The sequence below is a fragment of the Streptomyces sp. SudanB25_2051 genome (assembly GCF_964272635.1).
GTDB lineage: Bacteria > Actinomycetota > Actinomycetes > Streptomycetales > Streptomycetaceae > Streptomyces.
In genome coordinates this window covers 5,529,233-5,547,133 of sequence record NZ_OZ186787.1, presented here as the reverse complement: position 1 = coordinate 5,547,133, position 17,901 = coordinate 5,529,233, and the positions used below count along the sequence as shown (strand labels likewise).

Genomic DNA, 17,901 nt, shown 5'->3' with positions numbered 1-17,901 from the left:
ATGAGGGCCGTGGCCCCGTGGGTCCGTACGAGGCTGCGCACCGCGCCGGGCGCGGCGGTGGCGCTGCTGCTGCTGACGCTCGTCACCTCGTTCCTGGCGGCGGCGCTGCCGAGGGCGATGGACGGGTACGCGGCCGCGGCGCTGCGCCACGGCCTGGCGACCGCCCCGCCCGAGCGGAGCGCGGTCGAGCTGACCGACACGCCGTGGCAGGGCGACTCGGGCACGGGCGAGGACCCGATCGCCCCGGCGGTGATGGCGCAGCGGTACGAGCGGATCGTCGCCGCGCTGCCCGCGCCGCTGCGCGCCGACCGCGCCGAGTCCGCGTACGGGGTGCGCACCGGCTCGCCGCTCGCGGCGGACGACCCGTGGCTCCCGGAGCTCGACGGCGGGCGGACGGTGTTCACCCTCAGCGCCCAGCACGGCGTCGACCGGCACGCGGTGCTCCGCGCGGGCCGGCTGCCGAAGGCCCCCGCCGGGTCGGTCGCGCCGGACACGCGGGCGGTGGAGGCGGCCGTCACCACGGCGACCGCGCGGACCCTGGCGATCCGGCCGGGTGCGGTCGTGCACCTGCCGGTGCCGGGGAGCGGCGGCCCGCTCGCCGTGCGCGTGACGGGCATCGTGGAGCCCGTACGTCCCGAGGGGAGCTACTGGGCGTTCGAGCCGGTGCTGCGCACGCCGACGCGGCTGCTCAAGGAGGGCCCCGTACCGCAGCCGTACTGGCACGGGGCGCTGCTGCTCGCTCCGGGCGCCGCGCCGGTGCTGCGGTCGACGGGCCCGGACAGCGAGGCGTACTGGCGGATCGCCGCCGACCCTTCCGGGCTGGGCGCGGGCGAGGCGGAGGCGCTGCGGCGTGCCGTGGCGTCGGTGGAGAACGGGCCGGTGCGTGCGGAGCTGAGCGAGGTGTTCTCGCCGGACCTGTTCGTCGAGTCGGGCCTGGACGACGTGCTGCTGGGCGTGGAGCGGACGCTGGCGGCGCTCGATCCGGTGGTCGCGGTCGGCGCGTTCGGCGTGGCCGGGGTCGCCGGGGTGGTCCTGCTGATGACGGGCGGTCTGGTGGCGGCGCGGCGCCACGACGAGCTGGCGCTGCTGCGGGCGCGTGGCGGTTCGCTCGCCGGGGTCGCCGGGCGGCTGCTGGGCGAGACGGCGGTGCCGGTGCTTCCGGCGGCGGCCGCGGGGTGCGCGCTGGCGTTCGCCGCCGTCCCCGGGGGGCGGGCGCTGCCGTCGCTGCTGGCCGCGGCCGCGGTGGCGGTCGTGTCGTGCGGGGCGCTGCCGCTGCGGGCGGCGTTCACGCACCGGCAGGTGGGCGTGCACGGTGAGCGGGCGGACGCCGTACGGGCGAGGCGGTCGCGCGGGCGGACGGTCGCCGAGCTGACGGTGCTGGTCCTGGCGGTGGTGGCCGTGGCGGCGCTGCGGCGGGACGGCGCGTCGCCGCAGGGCGGTACGGGCGGCGCGGACCTGCTGGCGAGCGCCGCGCCGCTGCTGGTCGCGCTGATCGCCGCGCTGCTGCTCGTACGGCTGTATCCGCTGCCGCTGCGGCTCGCCGCGCGGTCGGCGGCGCGGCGGCGGGGCCCGGTGGCGTTCCTGGCGCTGGCGCGGGCCGGGCGGGCCGGGGGCGCGGCGGCGCTGCCGCTGCTGGCGCTGCTGATGGCGCTGACGACGGCGGCGTTCGGCGGGGCGGTCCTGACGGGCATCGCGGACGCCCGGGACCGCGCGTCGCTGGCGGCGGTCGGCGCGGACGCGCGCGTGGAGGGCGACCCGCTGCGGGCCGGGGCCGCGGACGCGGTGCGGAAGGTGCCGGGTGTGACGGATGTGGCGGCGGTGCGCCGCTCGTACGACCTGGACCTGCGGGGGCGGGACACGGGCGGCATCGGGAGCGTGACGCTGCTGGCCGTCGAACCGGAGTCGTACACGCGGCTGGCGGCGCGTACGGGGCTGGGGGCCTTCGGGGCGGGCACGCTGCGCGCCCCGGCCGGTTCCGGCGGCCCGGGGGTCGTCCCGGCCGTCGTGTCGCCGGGCGTGGCGGCGCTGCTGGGCGGTGACGCGGTGGGCGTCGGCCCGGCGGACGCGCCGTTCACGGTGCGGGTCGGCGCGGTGCGGGAGGTGACGCCGGGCGCGGCGTCGGGCGGCGAGTTCATGGTCGTGGACGCGGCGGCCCTGCCGGGTGGCGCGGACCGTGCGCCGACGACGCTGTTGGTGAGCGGCGCGTCGCTGTCCGGTACGGCGCTGAAGGCGGCGGCCGGGGCGGACGCGGAACCGTCGCTGCGGGCCGCGGTACGGGCCGGGTTCACCGACTCGCCGGGCCAGCGGGGCGCCGAGCGGATCTACACGGCGGCGGTCGCCGCGGGCGCCGGGTACGCGGTGCTCGCGCTGCTGCTGGCGCTGCTGCAGGCGGCACCGGAGCGGACGGCGCTGCTGGTGCGGCTGCGCACGATGGGCCTGACGCGCCGCCAGGGCCGGCGGCTGCTGGTGCTGGAGTCCCTGCCGCAGGCGCTGCTGGCGGCCGCGGGCGGGGTGCTGACCGGGTGGGTGGCGATCGTCCTGCTGGGGCCGGGCATCGACCTGACGGCGCCCGCGCTGGCCGGGCACGGCGGCGGGGCGGCGACGGGCCCCGTGGCGCCGGTGGCCGAACCGTGGAGCCTGCTGCTGTCGGCGCTGGCCGTGGTGGTGCTCGCGGTGGCGGTGGCGGCTGTGACGGCACGGTCGGCGACCCGCCGTACGACGACGGAACTCAGGGCAGGAGACACACGATGACCGAGACCTCCGCCGGGACGGGCGCGGGAGCATCCGCGGGTACGGGAGCCGCTGCGGGTACGGGAGCCTCCGGGGCTTCCCCGGCATCGTCCCCTTCCCCCGCCTCCCCCGCGTCTTCCCCTCCCCCCGCTTCCGCCGCTTCCGCCGCCGCGACGCTGGACGAGCTGGAGCGGCGGGCGGCGGCGCGCCGTGACCGGCCGGCGTACGGGCATGACGCGCTGATCTCCTGCGACCGGCTGGTGCGGGTGTTCTCCGCGGACGGCGTGGAGGTGCAGGCGCTGCAGGGCCTGGACCTGCTGGTCCGCGAGGGCGAGCTGATGGCGCTGGTGGGCGCGTCGGGCAGCGGCAAGTCGACGCTGATGAACATCCTCGCCGGGCTCGACACACCCACGGCGGGCGCGGCGAGGGTGGCGGGCCGTGACCTGCTGGCGATGACGGCGCGCGAGCGGCTGCGCTACCGCCGCGAGGTCGTCGGCTTCGTCTGGCAGCAGACCGCCCGCAACCTCCTCCCCTACCTGACGGCCGCGCAGAACGTGGCGCTGCCCATGCAGTTGAAGGGCCGGGGGCGGGCGCGCGAGCGGGCCGAGCGGGTGGGGACGCTGCTGGAGGTGGTCGGTGTGGCGGACTGCCGTGACCGGCGGCCGGGCGAGATGTCCGGCGGCCAGCAGCAGCGGGTGGCGATCGCGGTGGCGCTGGCGAACCGCCCGTCGGTGTTGCTGGCGGACGAGCCGACGGGCGAGCTGGACTCCCGTACGGCGGAGGAGGTGTTCGCGGCGTTCCGCACGGCCAACGACGAGCTGGGCACGACGGTCGTGATCGTCACCCATGACCAGGCGGTGGCCCGCGAGGTGCGCCGCACGGTCGCCATCCGGGACGGCCGCACGTCCACGGAGATCCTGCGCCGTACGGAGGTGGACGCGGCGACGGGCGAGGAGGAGACGGTGGCCCGCGAGTACGCGATGCTCGACCGGGCCGGCCGGCTCCAGCTGCCGGCCGACTACACGGACTCGCTCGGCATGCGGGACCGGGTGATGCTGCGCCTGGAACAGGACCACATCGGCGTCTGGCCCGACGACACGCACCCGCCCACCGCCCCCCTGACCCCTCACCCCGCCACGGCCACCGGGCCGGAACCCGGCGGCGGTGGCGGGGAACAGGGACTCAGCGGATGAAGCCCTCCCGCTTCGCCTGCATCGCGGCGCGCCCCTCGGCGCCCTTGCGCTTCCAGTCGCGTCGCAGCTCGGCCCGCATCCGGGCGTCGGTCTTGGCGACGATGTGCTGGTTCTCCCGCAGGAGCTTGCGGTAGCTGTCGAGGCGCCGCTCGGGCAGGGTGCCCTCCTCGACGGCGGCGAGGACCGCGCAGCCCGGTTCGGCGGCGTGGGCGCAGTCGTGGAACCGGCACGAGGCGGCCAGTTCCTCGATCTCCGAGAAGACCTGCCCGACGCCCGTGCCGGCGTCCCACAGGCCGACGCCGCGCAGCCCCGGCGTGTCGATGAGGACGCCGCCGCCCGGCAGGGCGAACAGATTGCGGGTGGTGGTGGTGTGGCGGCCCTTGCCGTCGATGTCCCGGACGGCCTGGACGGCCATGGCGTCCTCGCCGAGCAGGGTGTTGGCGAGGGTGGACTTGCCGGTGCCGGAGACCCCGAGCAGCACGCTCGTACCGCCGGAGATGACCGCGCGGAGCACGTCCACGCCCTCGCCGGTGGCGGAGCTGACGGGCAGCACGGGCACGCCGGGCGCGGTGGTCTCCACGTCCTGGACGAGGTAGGAGAGCCCCACCGGGTCCGGTACGAGGTCGGCCTTGGTGAGCACCACGAGCGGCTGCGCGCCCGACTCCCAGCCCAGGGCGAGGAACCGCTCGATGCGGCCGAGGTCCAGCTCGGTGGCGAGGGAGACCGCGACGATCGCGTGGTCGACGTTGGCGGCGAGGATCTGCCCGTCGGACCGCTTCGACGAGGTGGACCGTACGAAGGCGGTACGGCGCGGCAGGTAGGCCCGGACGTACCGGGGCTCGCCGCCGACCGGGTCGACGGCGGCCCAGTCGCCGGTGCAGATGACCCGCAGCGGGTCGTGGGGCGTCACGAACGCGGTGTCGGCGCGGACGACGCCCTCGGCGGTGGCGATGTCGCACTGCCCGCGGTCGACGCGCACGACCCGCCCGGGCAGCAGCCCGCGCTCGGCGTACGGGGCGAACTCCGCCTCCCAGTGGGTGTCCCAGCCGTAGGAGGACAGCGGGGAGGAAGAGGTGGAGGTGAACGAGGAAGACAAGGGGTGCCCTTCGCAAGGGTGGCCCCGACGGCGCGCGTTCATCGACGCGCGAGGAAGGAGTGAGGTCAGCCGGAGGCCACGGAGGTGAACGGAACGAACGACTGGTTGCGGGCAAGGCCCATCACAGCGACAGCCATCGGTCACACCTCCCAAGTCCTCAACTCGAACGAACAGCACTCACGGAGCGCTTCGCCAACGGGGAACAGCCTAGAGCGGCCGACGATCGAGCGCCATCGTATTTTTCACCCCGCCGCTCAGCCCGCAGACCGCCGCCGAGCGCGAGCAGTCAGCCCCTCCTGGGGTAGGCCGCCCTTGACCAGCTGTTTCCGGGGCATGGGCAAACGCACCGCGCAACCTCCAACGCGCCCTCTATCGGGCCGACTTGACGCACCAACCGCGCGTCCGCCATCGTAGCCATCACGATAATGGAACGAGTTGAGGGGAGCACCGAGGAGCATATGTCTTCGTTAACTAATTCAGCGAGATGGTGTGCTGTGGTCGGCGCACTTCTTGTCGCCTTCTGGTTCTTTCTGCGGTTGGCCGTGTCGTTACCCCAGGGCCTTTTGCCGCAGGACGAGACCATCAGGTGGACGGTGGGCACGGCAGTCGCGGCGACCATCTGCGGCTCGTTGTCGCTGCCGCTAGTACGCTGGGCAGAGCGCAAGCGACCTGCCGAAAAGTGATCGCTCGCTCAGGCGGTGGTGACCCATCGCAGGCCAAGACTGCTCCCCCTCTCGAGGGGGATGGCCCCGAGTTAAGGGGTGCAGAACCTTGCTCCCCGCGTCAGCGGGGATGACGGCGCTTCGCCTGCATCGCTGACGGAGCGCCGTCTCCTGCTTGCGATGGCAGGCGCGCGGACCGCACCGGGCCCAGTGGGTGAGGAGCACGGCGGCTGTGCGTTCGCCGCCGCCATGACCGGGGGATCCCCGCGCACATAGAAGGACCCGCGGAGTTGGCACATGCCGAGCCGCTGCCTTCGGGACCCCTGGGGGTCCAGGCAGCACAGGCACTTAGTGTCCACGCCGAGTGCGGCGCGGGGACCGTTCTCACGGATGCGGCGAGCAAGCGCATCACGTGAGTCGCTAGATAGCGACTGGAGAGCAACCCTGTTGGTGCGGGAACATTCGCGGGCGCCCTCGCTTGCCTGCCCACAACCGGGGCCATCACCGCGGGTGCGGAGAGCGCACGAGCAGACGAAACGCGGCAGAGGTGTTGCCGGGACTTCCCCGCGAGTGCGGGGAGCACACGGTCATGCCGACCCGGTCGGCGATCACGTAGGGACCATCCCCGCGGGTGGGGGAGCACCGGCGCACCACCGCCGTCACGGGCCGGGGCCGGGGACCATCCCCGCGGGTGCAGGGAGCACAGGTGGGCGGATGAGGGCCCGGAGCGGCCGACGGGACCATCCCCGCGGGCGCGGGGAGCACAGCTCATCGCGGCGGTGCTGGTGGTCGCGCTCGGGACCACCCCCGCGGGTGCGGGGAGCACCCCGGGTGTCCGTGCCTGGTCGCGGGCGCACGGGGACCATCCCCGCGGGTTCGGGGAGCACTACTCGACGTCTTCCCCCTCCTCCACGTTGGGGGGACCATCCCCGCGGGTGCGGGGAGCACTGGCGGGAGCCGGCGCGGCAGCTCGCCGCCAAGGGACCATCCCCGCGGGTGCGGGGAGCACAACCACTCCGCGGTCCGCATCCGCAATGCGGAGGGACCATCCCCGCGGGTGCGGGGAGCACACGTCCTCGAGGCGCCGACCGCCCGCCGACGCGGGACCATCCCCGCGGGTGCGGGGAGCACCAGGAGTACATCGACAAGACGTGGGCCTACCAGGGGCCATCCCCGCGGGTGCGGGGAGCACGACGCCCCGCTGCTCATCCACGCACTGGAGTGGGGACCATCCCCGCGGGTGCGGGGAGCACGCCATGCGGATGTCGGTCACGGACGGGAGCTGGGGACCATCCCCGCGGGTGCGGGGAGCACTTCCACGGGACCCTGCCGACGCCCGTGTACGTGGGACCATCCCCGCGGGTGCGGGGAGCACCCCGTCGCCACCATGGGCGTGATCTGAGACCCGGGACCATCCCCGCGGGTGCGGGGAGCACGCGAACTCCCTCCCGGAGAACAACCCCGAGGGGGGACCATCCCCGCGGGTGCGGGGAGCACCGGGTCTCCCCGGCCCGCTTTGTCACCTGGTCGGGAGCATCCCCGCGGGTGCGGGGAGCACGGGGAAACCAGGAAACCCGCAGGTCAACCCGTGGGACCATCCCCGCGGGTGCGGGGAGCACTGCCCGCCGTCCACCGCCCAGCCGTGCGCGGCGGGACCATCCCCGCGGGTGCGGGGAGCACTGCCCGCCGTCCACCGCCCAGCCGTGCGCGGCGGGACCATCCCCGCGGGTGCGGGGAGCACGCCGCCCGCGCCATCCGGGCGAGGGTCGACAGGGGACCATCCCCGCGGGTGCGGGGAGCACGCTCGGAGCGGTATCGAGCTGGGGTCCTGTCTGGGACCATCCCCGCGGGTGCGGGGAGCACCTCTACCGGCTCGAGAGCCGGAAGGCCGCCGAGGGACCATCCCCGCGGGTGCGGGGAGCACCCGTCCAGGGTGAACCCGAAGGGGGCGGGGTCGGGACCATCCCCGCGGGTGCGGGGAGCACCTGATGGCCGTGGGCGTGACGCTGATGCTGCTGGGACCATCCCCGCGGGTGCGGGGAGCACTGACGAAGCTGGGCGCCCGGCGCGGCTTCACGGGGACCATCCCCGCGGGTGCGGGGAGCACGCCATCGGCGGCCTCGCCGGCGCGGCCGACTGGGGACCATCCCCGCGGGTGCGGGGAGCACATTTTCTATACCGCGCATCAGGACGACGAGTCGGGACCATCCCCGCGGGTGCGGGGAGCACGTCGTCTCCTCCTCGTGGCTCTTGGTGAAGGTGGGACCATCCCCGCGGGTGCGGGGAGCACCCTGACCGTGCGCGTCGTGCTGGGCACGGCCTCGGACCATCCCCGCGGGTGCGGGGAGCACAACTGCCGCATGTCGCGCCCGTCCAGCGCCTGGGGACCATCCCCGCGGGTGCGGGGAGCACCATCGCTGGGTCTGGGTCATGTCTGGTCTCCCGGGACCATCCCCGCGGGTGCGGGGAGCACTCTTCATGACCTGCGAGTTTATCGGCGCCGTATGCCACTCCTGGCCACTTTCATCGATCGCGACAAACTAATCAATCCGGGCACCTCTGCGTCACTTTCGTCCGAAGCGGCGGCGCTTGGAGGCTCGGCTCCAGCCGGGTGGTGGCGTGGTCGGTGCGCTCGGCTCTGGTGCGTCCTGTGTATCGCGGTCCGGGCGGCGGATCAGGGTGACGCCCTCGTGGTCCACGGGGTGCCAGGCGTGGTCGTGGGTCCGGAAGGTGTAGCCCTGCTCGTTGTTGGTCGTGTGGGCGAGCAGCGCGCGGCCCTGGCCCGCGTACTGGCAGACCTCCTGCCACAGTACGTCGCGGACGCGGGCGGAGGGGTTGCCGATGAAGACGCCGGCGGAGATCTCCAGCAGCCATCGGGTGAGGAAGCCCCGGAGGCCCGCCGGGCAGTTGGTGAGGACGATGACGGTCACCAGCTCAGCTCTCCGTCCACGTAGGCGTCGGGCCCGTCGTAGTTGACGCCGGACGGGAGTTGTTGACCGCCGTCGCTCTGCAGGGTCACGACGTCGAGGTCGTCGGCAGGAGTGGTTCCGGTGCCCGAGGGGTCTGAAGAGCCCTGGAGCAGCAGGTGTTTGATGTCGTCGACGCACCGGTTCAGCAGGGAGGTCTCATTGATGCGGTCGCGCAGGGCGCGGCGGGTGCGTGGGCCGATGTCCTCGTGGCTCTCCGCTGCGACATCGAAGGCGATCGGGATGCCGATCTCGGTCTTGTAGAGGTCGGCGACGTCCAGGACGAACGACAGTTCGTGACCGGAGTGGACGAAGCCGAGGGCCGGGCTGCAGCCCAGGGAGGTGACGACGGCGTGGGCGATGCCGTACATGCACTGGGCCGCGGCGGTGATCGCCTGGTTGACGGGGTCGCCGCTGGAGAAGTCGCCGGGGACGTAGCGGCGCCCGCGCCGGGGACTCCGGTACGGGCCGACTCCGCGCGGTAGCAGTCCTTCATACGCCGGCCCTCGCAGCCGAGGAGTTCCTTCCGGCTGAGGCCGGCGGGGTCCTCGTCGGGGAAGCGGAGCCGGTACATCTCGCGTGCCACCGCCAGGCGGCTGCGGGGGTTGGCCCACTGCCGGGCCTGGGCCTCCATGAGGCTGGAGGAACGGGTGAGGGCGCGGCCGGAGGCGTAGTACCGCACGCCCCGCTCCCCCACCCAGCAGACGGCGGCGCCGGTCTCGCCCAGCACGCTCATCGCCTGGTGGGTGATGCGCGTGCCGGGACCGAGGAGGAGGGTGCCGATGGTCGCCGAGGGGATGTGGGTGGTGCCCTCCGCGTCCTGGGCGGTGATGGCGTTCGCGTCCCGGTGGACCAGGCAGCGTTCCAGGTAGACGAAGGAGAGACGGTCGCCGGTGCGGGTCAGGTGCCGGGGCGTCAGGGCGGGACGCCTGGACGGGGTGCTCATGGTGTGCGCGGGCCGTTCCCGGCGATCGGCGCGAGGGTGAGCAGTCCGCATCCGTAGGCCCGTGCGCGGCCGACGCCCTGGGTGAGGGTGCGGCGCATGGCGTCGGGGTCGGTGATCTCCAGGCGTCCCTCGAAGGTGGCGGTGACGACGGTGACCGGCTTGCCCTGGCCGCGGCCGGCGGCGTCGCGGGACTTCTTGAACGCCAGGGGGCGGCTGTCCCGTACGGCCAGTTCGTAGCGGTCGCCGGGGTGGGGGTGCTTGCCCTTGGTGGTGCCCTCGGGCAGGAGGCGCTGGTCGGCGGGCTTCTCGGTGACGCGGAAGCCGAGGCGCCGCTGGCGGTCCTCCTCGAGGAGCCAGCCCATCTGGTGCACGGGCGTCAGATGGGCGGTGATCTTGCGGGGTTCGTCCCTGCCCGCGCGGCGGATGGTGTGCACCGGGTTCGCGGTGAGCCGGAAGGCCCACCGGTCCCCCGCGGCGAGCCGGTCCAGGAGGGGCTTGTACGGCCGGGTCTGCCAGCCGGGGTCCTCCGCGGTGGCGACGGCGGGCCAGCCGGCCTGCTCGACCAGATGCGTCAGGTCGGGCCGGTCGGGGCTGACGATGTAGAGCAGCACCTCGGCGCGTGCCTGCTGGTCCAGGCGCCACAGCACCCTCGGCGCGTCGGGGACGGGACGGTCCGAGGGCAGGATGTGCGGGAACGCCGACATCACGGCCGCGTGCATGGCCTGCGGGGAGGAGAGGAGCCGGCGGGCGCCGGGCCGCGCGGTGTTGACGCGGAAGCGGGAGATGAACATCAGATGCTCTCGTCCTCCAGAGCAGGGGGCAGTGCTTCGAACGGGTCATGACGGTCCAGCGGGGCGGCTCCGGCCGGGACGGGCAGGGGTACCCGGTCGGTGACGACGGTGCGCAGGACGTGTCGGCGGTGCGCCGCGTCGAAACTGACTGGCTGGTCGCGCAGGACGTCGGCGGTCTGCGGGGACTCTTCGGGGGCGAGCTCGCGGAGCACGGTCAGGGTCTCCGGCATCCCGGTACGCCTGCGATACCACCCGGACGCCTGCCAGGGCACGCGGGCCAGGACGTCCTCCAGCCGGGTGTCCTCGTACAGGCCGAGTTCGACCGGCTGGGAGGGCGGGCAGGAGCGCCGGCCGAGGAACGGCGCGTAGACCGGATTCCTGAGCGCCTCGTACAACCCGCCCAGCAGTTCGTGACCGCCCTCGACGGCAGCGACGAACACGGCGTCCGCCAGGTAGTACCGCTCGGTCAGCGGCATGGAGGCACCGGTGACCGCGTGGTGTGCGGTGTGGAAGTCGCGGATGCGGGTGCCCGGCTGGTCGATGCGCACTCCGAAGCGCAGGGCCGCCAGTGGCGCCAGCCGGGCGTCGTCGCCGCGTTCGACGCCGGCCGCCGCGGCGAGCAGGCCGATGACGCCGCTCTTGGTCGGTGCCGATTCGGTGGCGCGGAGGGTGAAGCGCGAGGAGGCCCCCCAGGACTGCAGGGGGCCCGCCAGGCGGAGTGCGAGGACGCTCATTCGGGCTTCTCCAGATGGTCCGCCACGGCCTGCCCGACGGCGGTGGTGAGTTCGCCGAGGTTCTCGGCCTCCTCGCCGAGTTGGGCGAGCTTCTGAGTTGCCGGGCCGACGCGCAGCACCCAGGTGCGGGTGGTCTCCGGGTCACCGTAGGCGCGTTCGACGTCGAGGGCGTACTCGGCGAGCCGGTCGGACGCCTCGCGCAGGTGGCCGCCGTCGCCGCGGACCGGGTCCTCGAACGCGGCGACGAAGCTGATCGGCCGCCCCGTGCGGAGCGTCACCACGACGGCGTCGGGCTGGGTGTGGTTGCCGAACGTGTTGATCTTCCCGGTGGGCAGCGACTCGACGAAGCTGCGTACGAACGCCTCGACGGCGCGGCGGACCGGCTCGGTGCGGGGCTCGTCCTCGCGCAGGCCCTGGCCGAGGTTGGCCGCCAGCTGGTGCACGCCGAGCGCCGCGTAGCGGTAGAGGGTCGCGGAGTTGAAGTCGACGGTGCCGATCATGCCCGCTCCGGTCTCCTCCTCCTTGTTCTCGTCGTCGACGGCCGTGTAGTAGTCCGACTCGTTCTCGACGCGGTGGACGCTGATCGCGTGGGCGACCTGCACGGCCGCGTCCACGTTGATGTCGGCGACGTCGGCGACCATGCGTCCGAAGAGGGCGATGTCCACGGAGTGCCGGCTGTCCGCGATCTCCTTCGCGCGAGCCTTGTTCTCCTTCGCCTTGAGGAAGGCAGTGATGTCAAAGGCGCCTTCGAGGGCGAGGCGGGCCAGGCCGTCGAGCTGGCGCGAGCTGAGGAAGACCAGGTACTTGGCCTCCGGGGCGGGCTGCGGCCCGTCGTTCTTCGCCTGCTCGGTCTTCCGCTTCGGCGGCTCGGTCTTGAAGCCGACGGCCTTGACCGTCTCGTCGGCGAGCAGCAGCGCCGTCTCCCGTGCGACCGACGCGTCGGAGGCGGTGATCCGGTCGGCGAGGAGCTCCACGATCTTCTTCGTCCGCACGCCCAGCTCGGCGGGATCGAGCAGGTTCCGCTCCCCGAAGTAGGTGCGGATGGCCCGCTTCCATGCCTGGCTGGAGACGCGGGCGCGGGGGACACCGCCGTAGACGGCCGTCTTCGGCGCGCCCGTGTCGTCCCGGTTGAGGTTGCTCGGCGGGACGGTCTGCAGGGCGTGCACGTCCAGGAAGATGCGGTTCACGAGGCGTCCTTGTCGGTGTCCGGGTTGTTGGCGGTGGTTTCGTCGGCCGGCTTCCGCGGCTTACGGGGCACCGTGTGGAAGGAGCGGCCCCAGGCGCGGCGTACGGCTGTGGGGCCGTCGGGCCACTGCCAGGTGTAGAGCTGGGCGGCGAGCAGGCCGTAGTCGAGGGGGATGTTGTCCCTCCGGAGGAGGGAGACGAGGTCCCGCAGCCGCCGGGTGAGCGTGACCAGGTCGGGCGCGGTGCCGGCCCGGACCAGGCGCTTGCGGACAGGCTCGTCAACGCCATCGGTCGGCATGAGCCGTCGCACGGCGGCGCCCAGTCCGGTCGGCCGCTCGTCGGAGTGCCGCCGGTGCATGCCGTCGCCGCGGGACTGCTGGTGGAACGCCCACAGGGTGAGCGCGGCGTGCACGGCGTTCTCGGCGCGTTCCAGCTCCAGCTCGCCGAGCCGTCGTACGCCGTCCTGCGGGTCGTGGAGCGGTCCGAGGTCGATCAGGCTCCACAGGTCGGGCAGCTCGCCCGCCTCCCGGCCCGCGCCGCGGCGAAGGCGGGCCAGCGCGGCGACTGCCTGCGGCCGGTCCGCGAGGTAGCCCCTCTGCCAGTCGGTGATCAGTGCCATGGTGAGCTCGGCGGTCCTGTTCGCCACGGAGGGCGCCTTGGTGCCGGGCGGAGCGGATGCGTTGGTCATGCGCGCACCTTCGGTTCGTTCGCGGACAGTACGGAATCCGGCCCGGCCGCAGGCCCGGGCGGGCCGTCGCCGGTGCCCTCGCCGGCCGGGCTGCCTCCTTCGGCGGGTCTTCCCCCGTCGGGGTCGCCCAGGACGCGGGCCAGCCGGCCGCGGAACCGGACGTCGGCCAGGCCGGCGTTCAGCCAGAGCGTGCTGCCGTTCTTGCCGGTGACGGTGCGTCCCTCCCAGGCCGTGTCCCCCGCAGTCTCGATGAGACGGCCGCCAAGCCGGCCGACGAGGTCCCGTACATCCCGCTGCCACGCTTCGCGCCGCTCGAACGGGTCGTCGGCCTCGGCCAGTGACTCCAGCCACTGCCGGTAGGGCTGTTCCAGTGCGTCGAACCCGGTGGTGCGGGCGGCCGTCCTGGGGCCCTCCGGGCTGCTTCCGACGGCCTGGGCGAGCTCCGCGGCGAGGTCGCCCAGGGCGCTCACCGCCCGGTCGGCGTCCTGCGCCGCGCTGACGGCCGCGTTGGCGTAGGTGTGGTCCCGCTGGTGGAGCAGGACGACCGGCATCGTCAGGTGGTCGTCGACGATCTCATCGACGACGGATTGCTGCGTCCCGTATGTCACGCCGATCAGGCGTGCCCGGACGAGGAAGTGCCTGGGCAGGTGGCCTTCGGTCACGAGGCGGGCGACCCATTCGAGGATCCTCGGCCGCAGGCGGGACGGGGCCTCGGCGCCGCCCGTCTCCTCCAGCCGGTCGGCGACGAGTGAGGCGATACCCCGCCAGGCCGCCCGCGCCGGATCGTGCTCGAGCGGCAGGTAGACGGGCGACTGCCTCAGCTTCTTCTCCTGGGCCTCGCTGCGCCGCCAGGCGGTCATGGGCTCGCGCCTCTGCATGTTCCGGGAGGCGAGTGGGTCGCCGTACCCGAGGACGACGCCGTGGACGCCTGTCGCGTCGTGGTGCAGGCGGACCCGGCGGGACTGCCAGGTGTACAGGTCGCGCAGACCGGTGGCGGTACGGCCGTCGGAGCCGGGCCCGCAGGGGTCGCGGCGCCAGGCCGGCACGTCGCCGGGGGCGAAGTCCACCTGGTCGGTGTCGGCCGCCACCAGATTCAGCAACAGGGTCTCGCGGAGCGTCGCCCCCTCGGCGTAGACACCACCCAGCCCGCCGGCCCAGCCGGTGCCGAGGGGGTAGACCTTGCCGCCCTTGACCCGGTCGTCGCCCGCCATGCCGGTCTTGATGCCCGAGGTGTCGTACGCGTGGACGTGGACCACCCAGCGGGCGGCCTCGGCGAAGGTGAGCCGGTCGACGTCCGGCATGCGCGCGCTGAGGAACGGGTGCCCTGCGGGGACATCGGCCACGACTCGGTTGAGGGAGAAGACCTCGTCCTTCGTGGTGCGCAGGCCGGGTGTCTGCAGGAACGGGGTCTCAGGGTGCAGCAGGTCGAAGCGCTCCTGGTACGTGTCGAGGTAGGACTGCACCGGCGCGAAGCAGTCGTCGTCGTTCCAGAGGTCGGCCCAGTCCTCGATGTCCCGCGGACCGTCGAGGGCGTCGTGGGCGACGGCCAGGAGGAGACGCAGAAGGGTGAACTCCTGGGTGGGCAAGTCGCCGGTGACGCGCCTCAAGTCGCTTGCGCAGGCGAAGACTTGGCGGAGGGACAACTCGTCCTGGGTCCCGTCGCTGCGGAGCACCCCGATCCAGGGGCGCGTGGTCAGGTCGAAGGAGGGTACGTCGGCCGCGACCGCGCCGGTAGGGGCGCCCACGCCGGTGGTGGGCGGTTCAGTCGCGTGGGTCACGGGTCACCTCGAGGCCGTCATCAGGGCTGTACCGGAGTGTGAATCCTGCCAGTCGGGTCTGACAGTCCTCGTCGAGAGCGAGAATCAGCTGGTCGGAGAGCCAAGGGCTGTCCTTGCCCTGCCAGTTGCGGATGTACAGCTGTTCCAGCTCGGCGATGGCCCGGTCCATGGTCTCGGCGTACGAGAACTGCAGGGGGAGCCGCAGCCCGCAGCTCGCCGCCGTACGGCCGGCGAACGCCGTAGGGGAGGCGTCCGTAGGCAGTTCGACTCCACCGCGGGGGCGCCCGCGCCGGTCGGGCGGCAGCCACGGCAGCGTCGCGAGGGTCCCGTCGGCGCGGCGCTGGACGACGACGACCTCCAGGCTCTCCCGGCTGTCGCGGACCTGGGCCCGCCCCGTCCTCGTGTCGTCCACGTCCCCGACACCGGCTGCCACCCAGCCGAACAGCGGCCGTCCCGGTCGGCCGACCTCTCCCAGGCGGAACACGGCCGCCCGCTCTGCCTGGTCGGTGCGATGGGCGTCGAACTGCTCCCTGGCGTCCTTGAGCGCCTGGTCCCAGTGGGCCGGTCCGACCGGGCCGTCACCGTAGGCGCCTTGCACCAGTGCGCTGATGTCGGCCGGGAGCCGGACGGGCCGCTGCGGGCCCCCCTCCAGGTGCGGCAGCAGGACCGCGGCCGACCGCAGCAGCGCGTACCGTCCGTACACGGCGACGGAACCGCGCACCGGGACCGGTACGTCCGCCTCCCAGTCGGCGCCGGTGACCAGGCAGCGCGCGGCGCGCAGGCGCGGGGGCCGGTCGTTCTGGTCCGCGCCTCGCTGGTGGCGGTGGAGCCGGCCCATGCGCTGCAGGAGCAGGTCGACCGGGCACAAGTCGCTGACCAGCAGGTCGAAGTCGACGTCCAGGGACTGCTCGGCGACCTGGCTCGCCACGACGATGTGCCTGCCGGCGGGCCGGTCGGTGGCCTTGCCGGGCGGGCCGAAGCGGGCGAGGAGCACGCTGTCCTTGGCGGCCCGGTCGAGGTCGACGAAGCAGGAGTGGGCCACGGTGACGGCCGCGTCGCCGAACCGGGCACGCAGCGCCCGGGCGGTCTCCAGGACCCGCTTGACGGTGTTGCGTACGACCAGGGCGCAGCCCCCGTCGGTCAGTTCGGCGTCCAGCCGGTCGGCGAGGAGGTCCACGTCGTCGGCGAGGCGCTCCACTTGTACGTCCGTCGAGCGGGCGGACGCCGTCGGGCGGCGCACCAGCGGGGTGCCACCGGGGGCGACGGCGGTCAGCAGGGGGTAGGCGGTCGAGGCGGCGTCGTCGGCCAGGAGGGAGCCGGAGGTGGCCGCGTCCCGGCTGCCCGCGTAGGCCGCGACCAGCTCCCTCCTGCGGGCGGCGGGCAGCGTCGCCGACAGCACGATCACGGGCACCCGGTACGCCCCCAGCCAGGACAGCACCCGGTCGAGGTACTCGCTCATGTACGTGTCGTAGGCGTGCGCCTCGTCGATGACCACGACCTTGCCTGCGACGGCGAGGTGGCGGAGCGCCAGGTGCCTGCTCTTGAGCCCGGCGAACAGAAGTTGGTCGACGGTGCCCGCGACGAACGAGGCGAGCATGGCCTTCTTATGGCCCCGGAGCCAGGCGTGAGCGACGAGTTCGGGGCCGGCCTGCCGGTCGGCGTCGCGGCGCGAGCGGGTGGTGGCCGCGCCGTCCCCGTCGCGGTCGCGGTCGCCGTCGCCGTCGCCGTCTAGATCGACAGCGGCGACCCGGCCGTGGGCCATCAGCCCGGCGAAGTCCTCGTTCAGCGCCGCCTTGGAGTGCGCCAGGTGGACGGTGTGGCGTTTGCCGTCGACGGAGGGCAGCTTCTTCAGCCAGTCGAGCAGCCGGGGGAACATCGCGTTGCCCGTGGCCATCGTGGGCAGTGCGAAGAACACCCCGCCGGCGCCGGAACGCGCGCCGAACACCTCCGCCACGGCGAACGCTGCCTCCGTCTTGCCCTCGCCCATGGGGGCCTCGACGATCATCAGCCCCGGCGTCTCCATCTCGCGGGCGAGGGACATCGCCGCCTCCTGGACGGGCCGCGGTTTCGCCCCGGCGGGGAGGCCGAACCGGGTGGCGAACAGCTCGTCGGTGTCCTCGGCGGGCTCGACGGGACGCCACGGCTCGGGAAGGTCCAGCCCTCGCCAGGCCCTTGCCAGGCGCTCGTCGTGGCCGTGGGCCGCGGCCTGCGGGAAGTACGGGAAGAGGTCGGGGTTGCTGGCGATCCAGTCCGCGACGATGACCAGGGCGGTGAGCAGCACCTGTACGGGCTGCGGCAGCTTCACCGTGGCCCAGGCGGCGAGCCGGTCCTCCACGCCGAAGTGGGCGGCGCAGGCGTCGAGCAGCTCGGTCTGCGTGTCCTTCCACAGACGGCTGCCGGGTCCAGGCGTGCGCAGGAGTTCCTCGTGGTCGTGGAGCGCCTTGATCTGCCCGTGCTCGGGCGGCAGCCCGTGGTGGCCGCCGACCGCCACCGTGAACTGCCCGGTCGCCGACGGCGCCCACCCGTGGCGTTCCTCCAGCCACTCCGCCAGCAGTACTTGCCCGGCCAGCCCGTGCGGAGCGAGCCGACGGTCCGGCCCGAAGGCCTCACGCGAACGCATCTCCAGCCCACGGTCACGCATCGCGTCGGCCAGCAGCGGGACTTGGCAGGCGAACGCGGGGGTCGCCTTGCCGATGTCGTGTACTCCGGCCAGCCAGACGGCCAGGGCACGCCCGTCCTTCTCCCCGGCGGGCAGCGCGGCACCGATCAGCCCGCGCACTCCGGCAGGCAGCCACTGGTCCCAGAGCAACGTGGCCACGGCGGCGCTGTCCTCCATATGACGCCACAGCGGCAGCCAGTCATCGGTATCGCGATCATGCTTCGCCCACACCGCCCGAGCCGACTCGCCCAGCCTGCCCAGCAGGCCGCTGCGAGCCCTCTCCCCACTACTCATAAAGCAAGACATACATGCGAATCACCCGCTCGGCGGTCCGCTTCCGCGAATCGATCAAACCTGATCGATTCAGACGGGGAACTGACGGGGCGGCATACTGGCGACGTACCAGCCGGCCGGGCAGGACAAGGAGCGAGACATGTCGGGTTTGCCGGAATCCGCGAAAGTGGCAGAAACGG

10 protein-coding genes, 1 pseudogene and 1 CRISPR repeat array are annotated in these 17,901 nt (G+C 73.6%); of the genes and pseudogenes, 2 read left to right on the top strand and 9 right to left on the bottom strand.

Annotated elements, in window-relative coordinates:
* Positions 1-2,751, top strand: coding sequence for an FtsX-like permease family protein (locus tag ACSUPT_RS24410; RefSeq protein WP_436945518.1), 2,751 nt, complete (start codon positions 1-3; stop codon positions 2,749-2,751).
* Positions 2,748-3,923 carry an ABC transporter ATP-binding protein gene (locus ACSUPT_RS24405; protein ID WP_436945517.1) on the top strand — a complete coding sequence of 392 codons (1,176 nt, stop codon included), beginning with the start codon at positions 2,748-2,750 and terminating at the stop codon, positions 3,921-3,923. Before ACSUPT_RS24410 ends, ACSUPT_RS24405 begins: the two co-directional genes overlap by 4 nt.
* Here the strand turns inward: ACSUPT_RS24405 and rsgA are convergent.
* The 9 genes and pseudogenes from rsgA to cas3 form a co-directional block, all read right to left on the bottom strand.
* Entirely contained in the window at positions 3,913-5,061 is a 1,149-nt protein-coding gene (rsgA, locus tag ACSUPT_RS24400) for a ribosome small subunit-dependent GTPase A (RefSeq protein WP_436945516.1), read from the bottom strand. The two genes, ACSUPT_RS24405 and rsgA, sit on opposite strands and share 11 nt — an antisense overlap.
* A gap of 1,295 nt (positions 5,062-6,356) precedes the next feature.
* Positions 6,357-8,154: direct repeats of the CRISPR family, unit length 29 nt; unit sequence GGGACCATCCCCGCGGGTGCGGGGAGCAC.
* A 91-nt stretch (positions 8,155-8,245) separates the two neighbouring features.
* On the bottom strand, positions 8,246-8,611 hold the full coding sequence (gene cas2e, locus ACSUPT_RS24395) for a type I-E CRISPR-associated endoribonuclease Cas2e (RefSeq protein WP_404145075.1): 366 nt from the start codon (positions 8,609-8,611) through the stop codon (positions 8,246-8,248).
* Positions 8,608-9,593, bottom strand: a pseudogene (gene cas1e, locus ACSUPT_RS24390) (type I-E CRISPR-associated endonuclease Cas1e). Before cas1e ends, cas2e begins: the two are co-directional and overlap by 4 nt.
* Positions 9,590-10,384, bottom strand: a complete 795-nt coding sequence (gene cas6e / locus ACSUPT_RS24385) for a type I-E CRISPR-associated protein Cas6/Cse3/CasE (RefSeq protein ID WP_436945515.1) — start codon at positions 10,382-10,384, stop codon at positions 9,590-9,592. The pseudogene cas1e and the gene cas6e overlap by 4 nt, the downstream one beginning before the upstream one ends.
* Positions 10,384-11,118: a type I-E CRISPR-associated protein Cas5/CasD gene (gene cas5e / locus ACSUPT_RS24380; RefSeq protein WP_399217715.1), complete on the bottom strand. Its 735-nt coding sequence runs from the start codon at positions 11,116-11,118 to the stop codon at positions 10,384-10,386. Before cas5e ends, cas6e begins: the two co-directional genes overlap by 1 nt.
* Positions 11,115-12,305, bottom strand: a complete 1,191-nt coding sequence (gene cas7e / locus ACSUPT_RS24375; protein WP_403502311.1) for a type I-E CRISPR-associated protein Cas7/Cse4/CasC — start codon at positions 12,303-12,305, stop codon at positions 11,115-11,117. Before cas7e ends, cas5e begins: the two co-directional genes overlap by 4 nt.
* Positions 12,302-12,991 carry a type I-E CRISPR-associated protein Cse2/CasB gene (gene casB, locus ACSUPT_RS24370; RefSeq protein WP_436945514.1) on the bottom strand — a complete coding sequence of 230 codons (690 nt, stop codon included), beginning with the start codon at positions 12,989-12,991 and terminating at the stop codon, positions 12,302-12,304. The genes cas7e and casB overlap by 4 nt, the downstream gene beginning before the upstream one ends.
* Positions 12,988-14,769, bottom strand: coding sequence for a type I-E CRISPR-associated protein Cse1/CasA (gene casA / locus ACSUPT_RS24365; protein ID WP_436945513.1), 1,782 nt, complete (start codon positions 14,767-14,769; stop codon positions 12,988-12,990). Before casA ends, casB begins: the two co-directional genes overlap by 4 nt.
* On the bottom strand, positions 14,753-17,605 hold the full coding sequence (cas3, locus tag ACSUPT_RS24360; RefSeq protein ID WP_436946260.1) for a CRISPR-associated helicase Cas3': 2,853 nt from the start codon (positions 17,603-17,605) through the stop codon (positions 14,753-14,755). The genes casA and cas3 overlap by 17 nt, the downstream gene beginning before the upstream one ends.
* Positions 17,606-17,901: the final 296 nt, after the last annotated feature.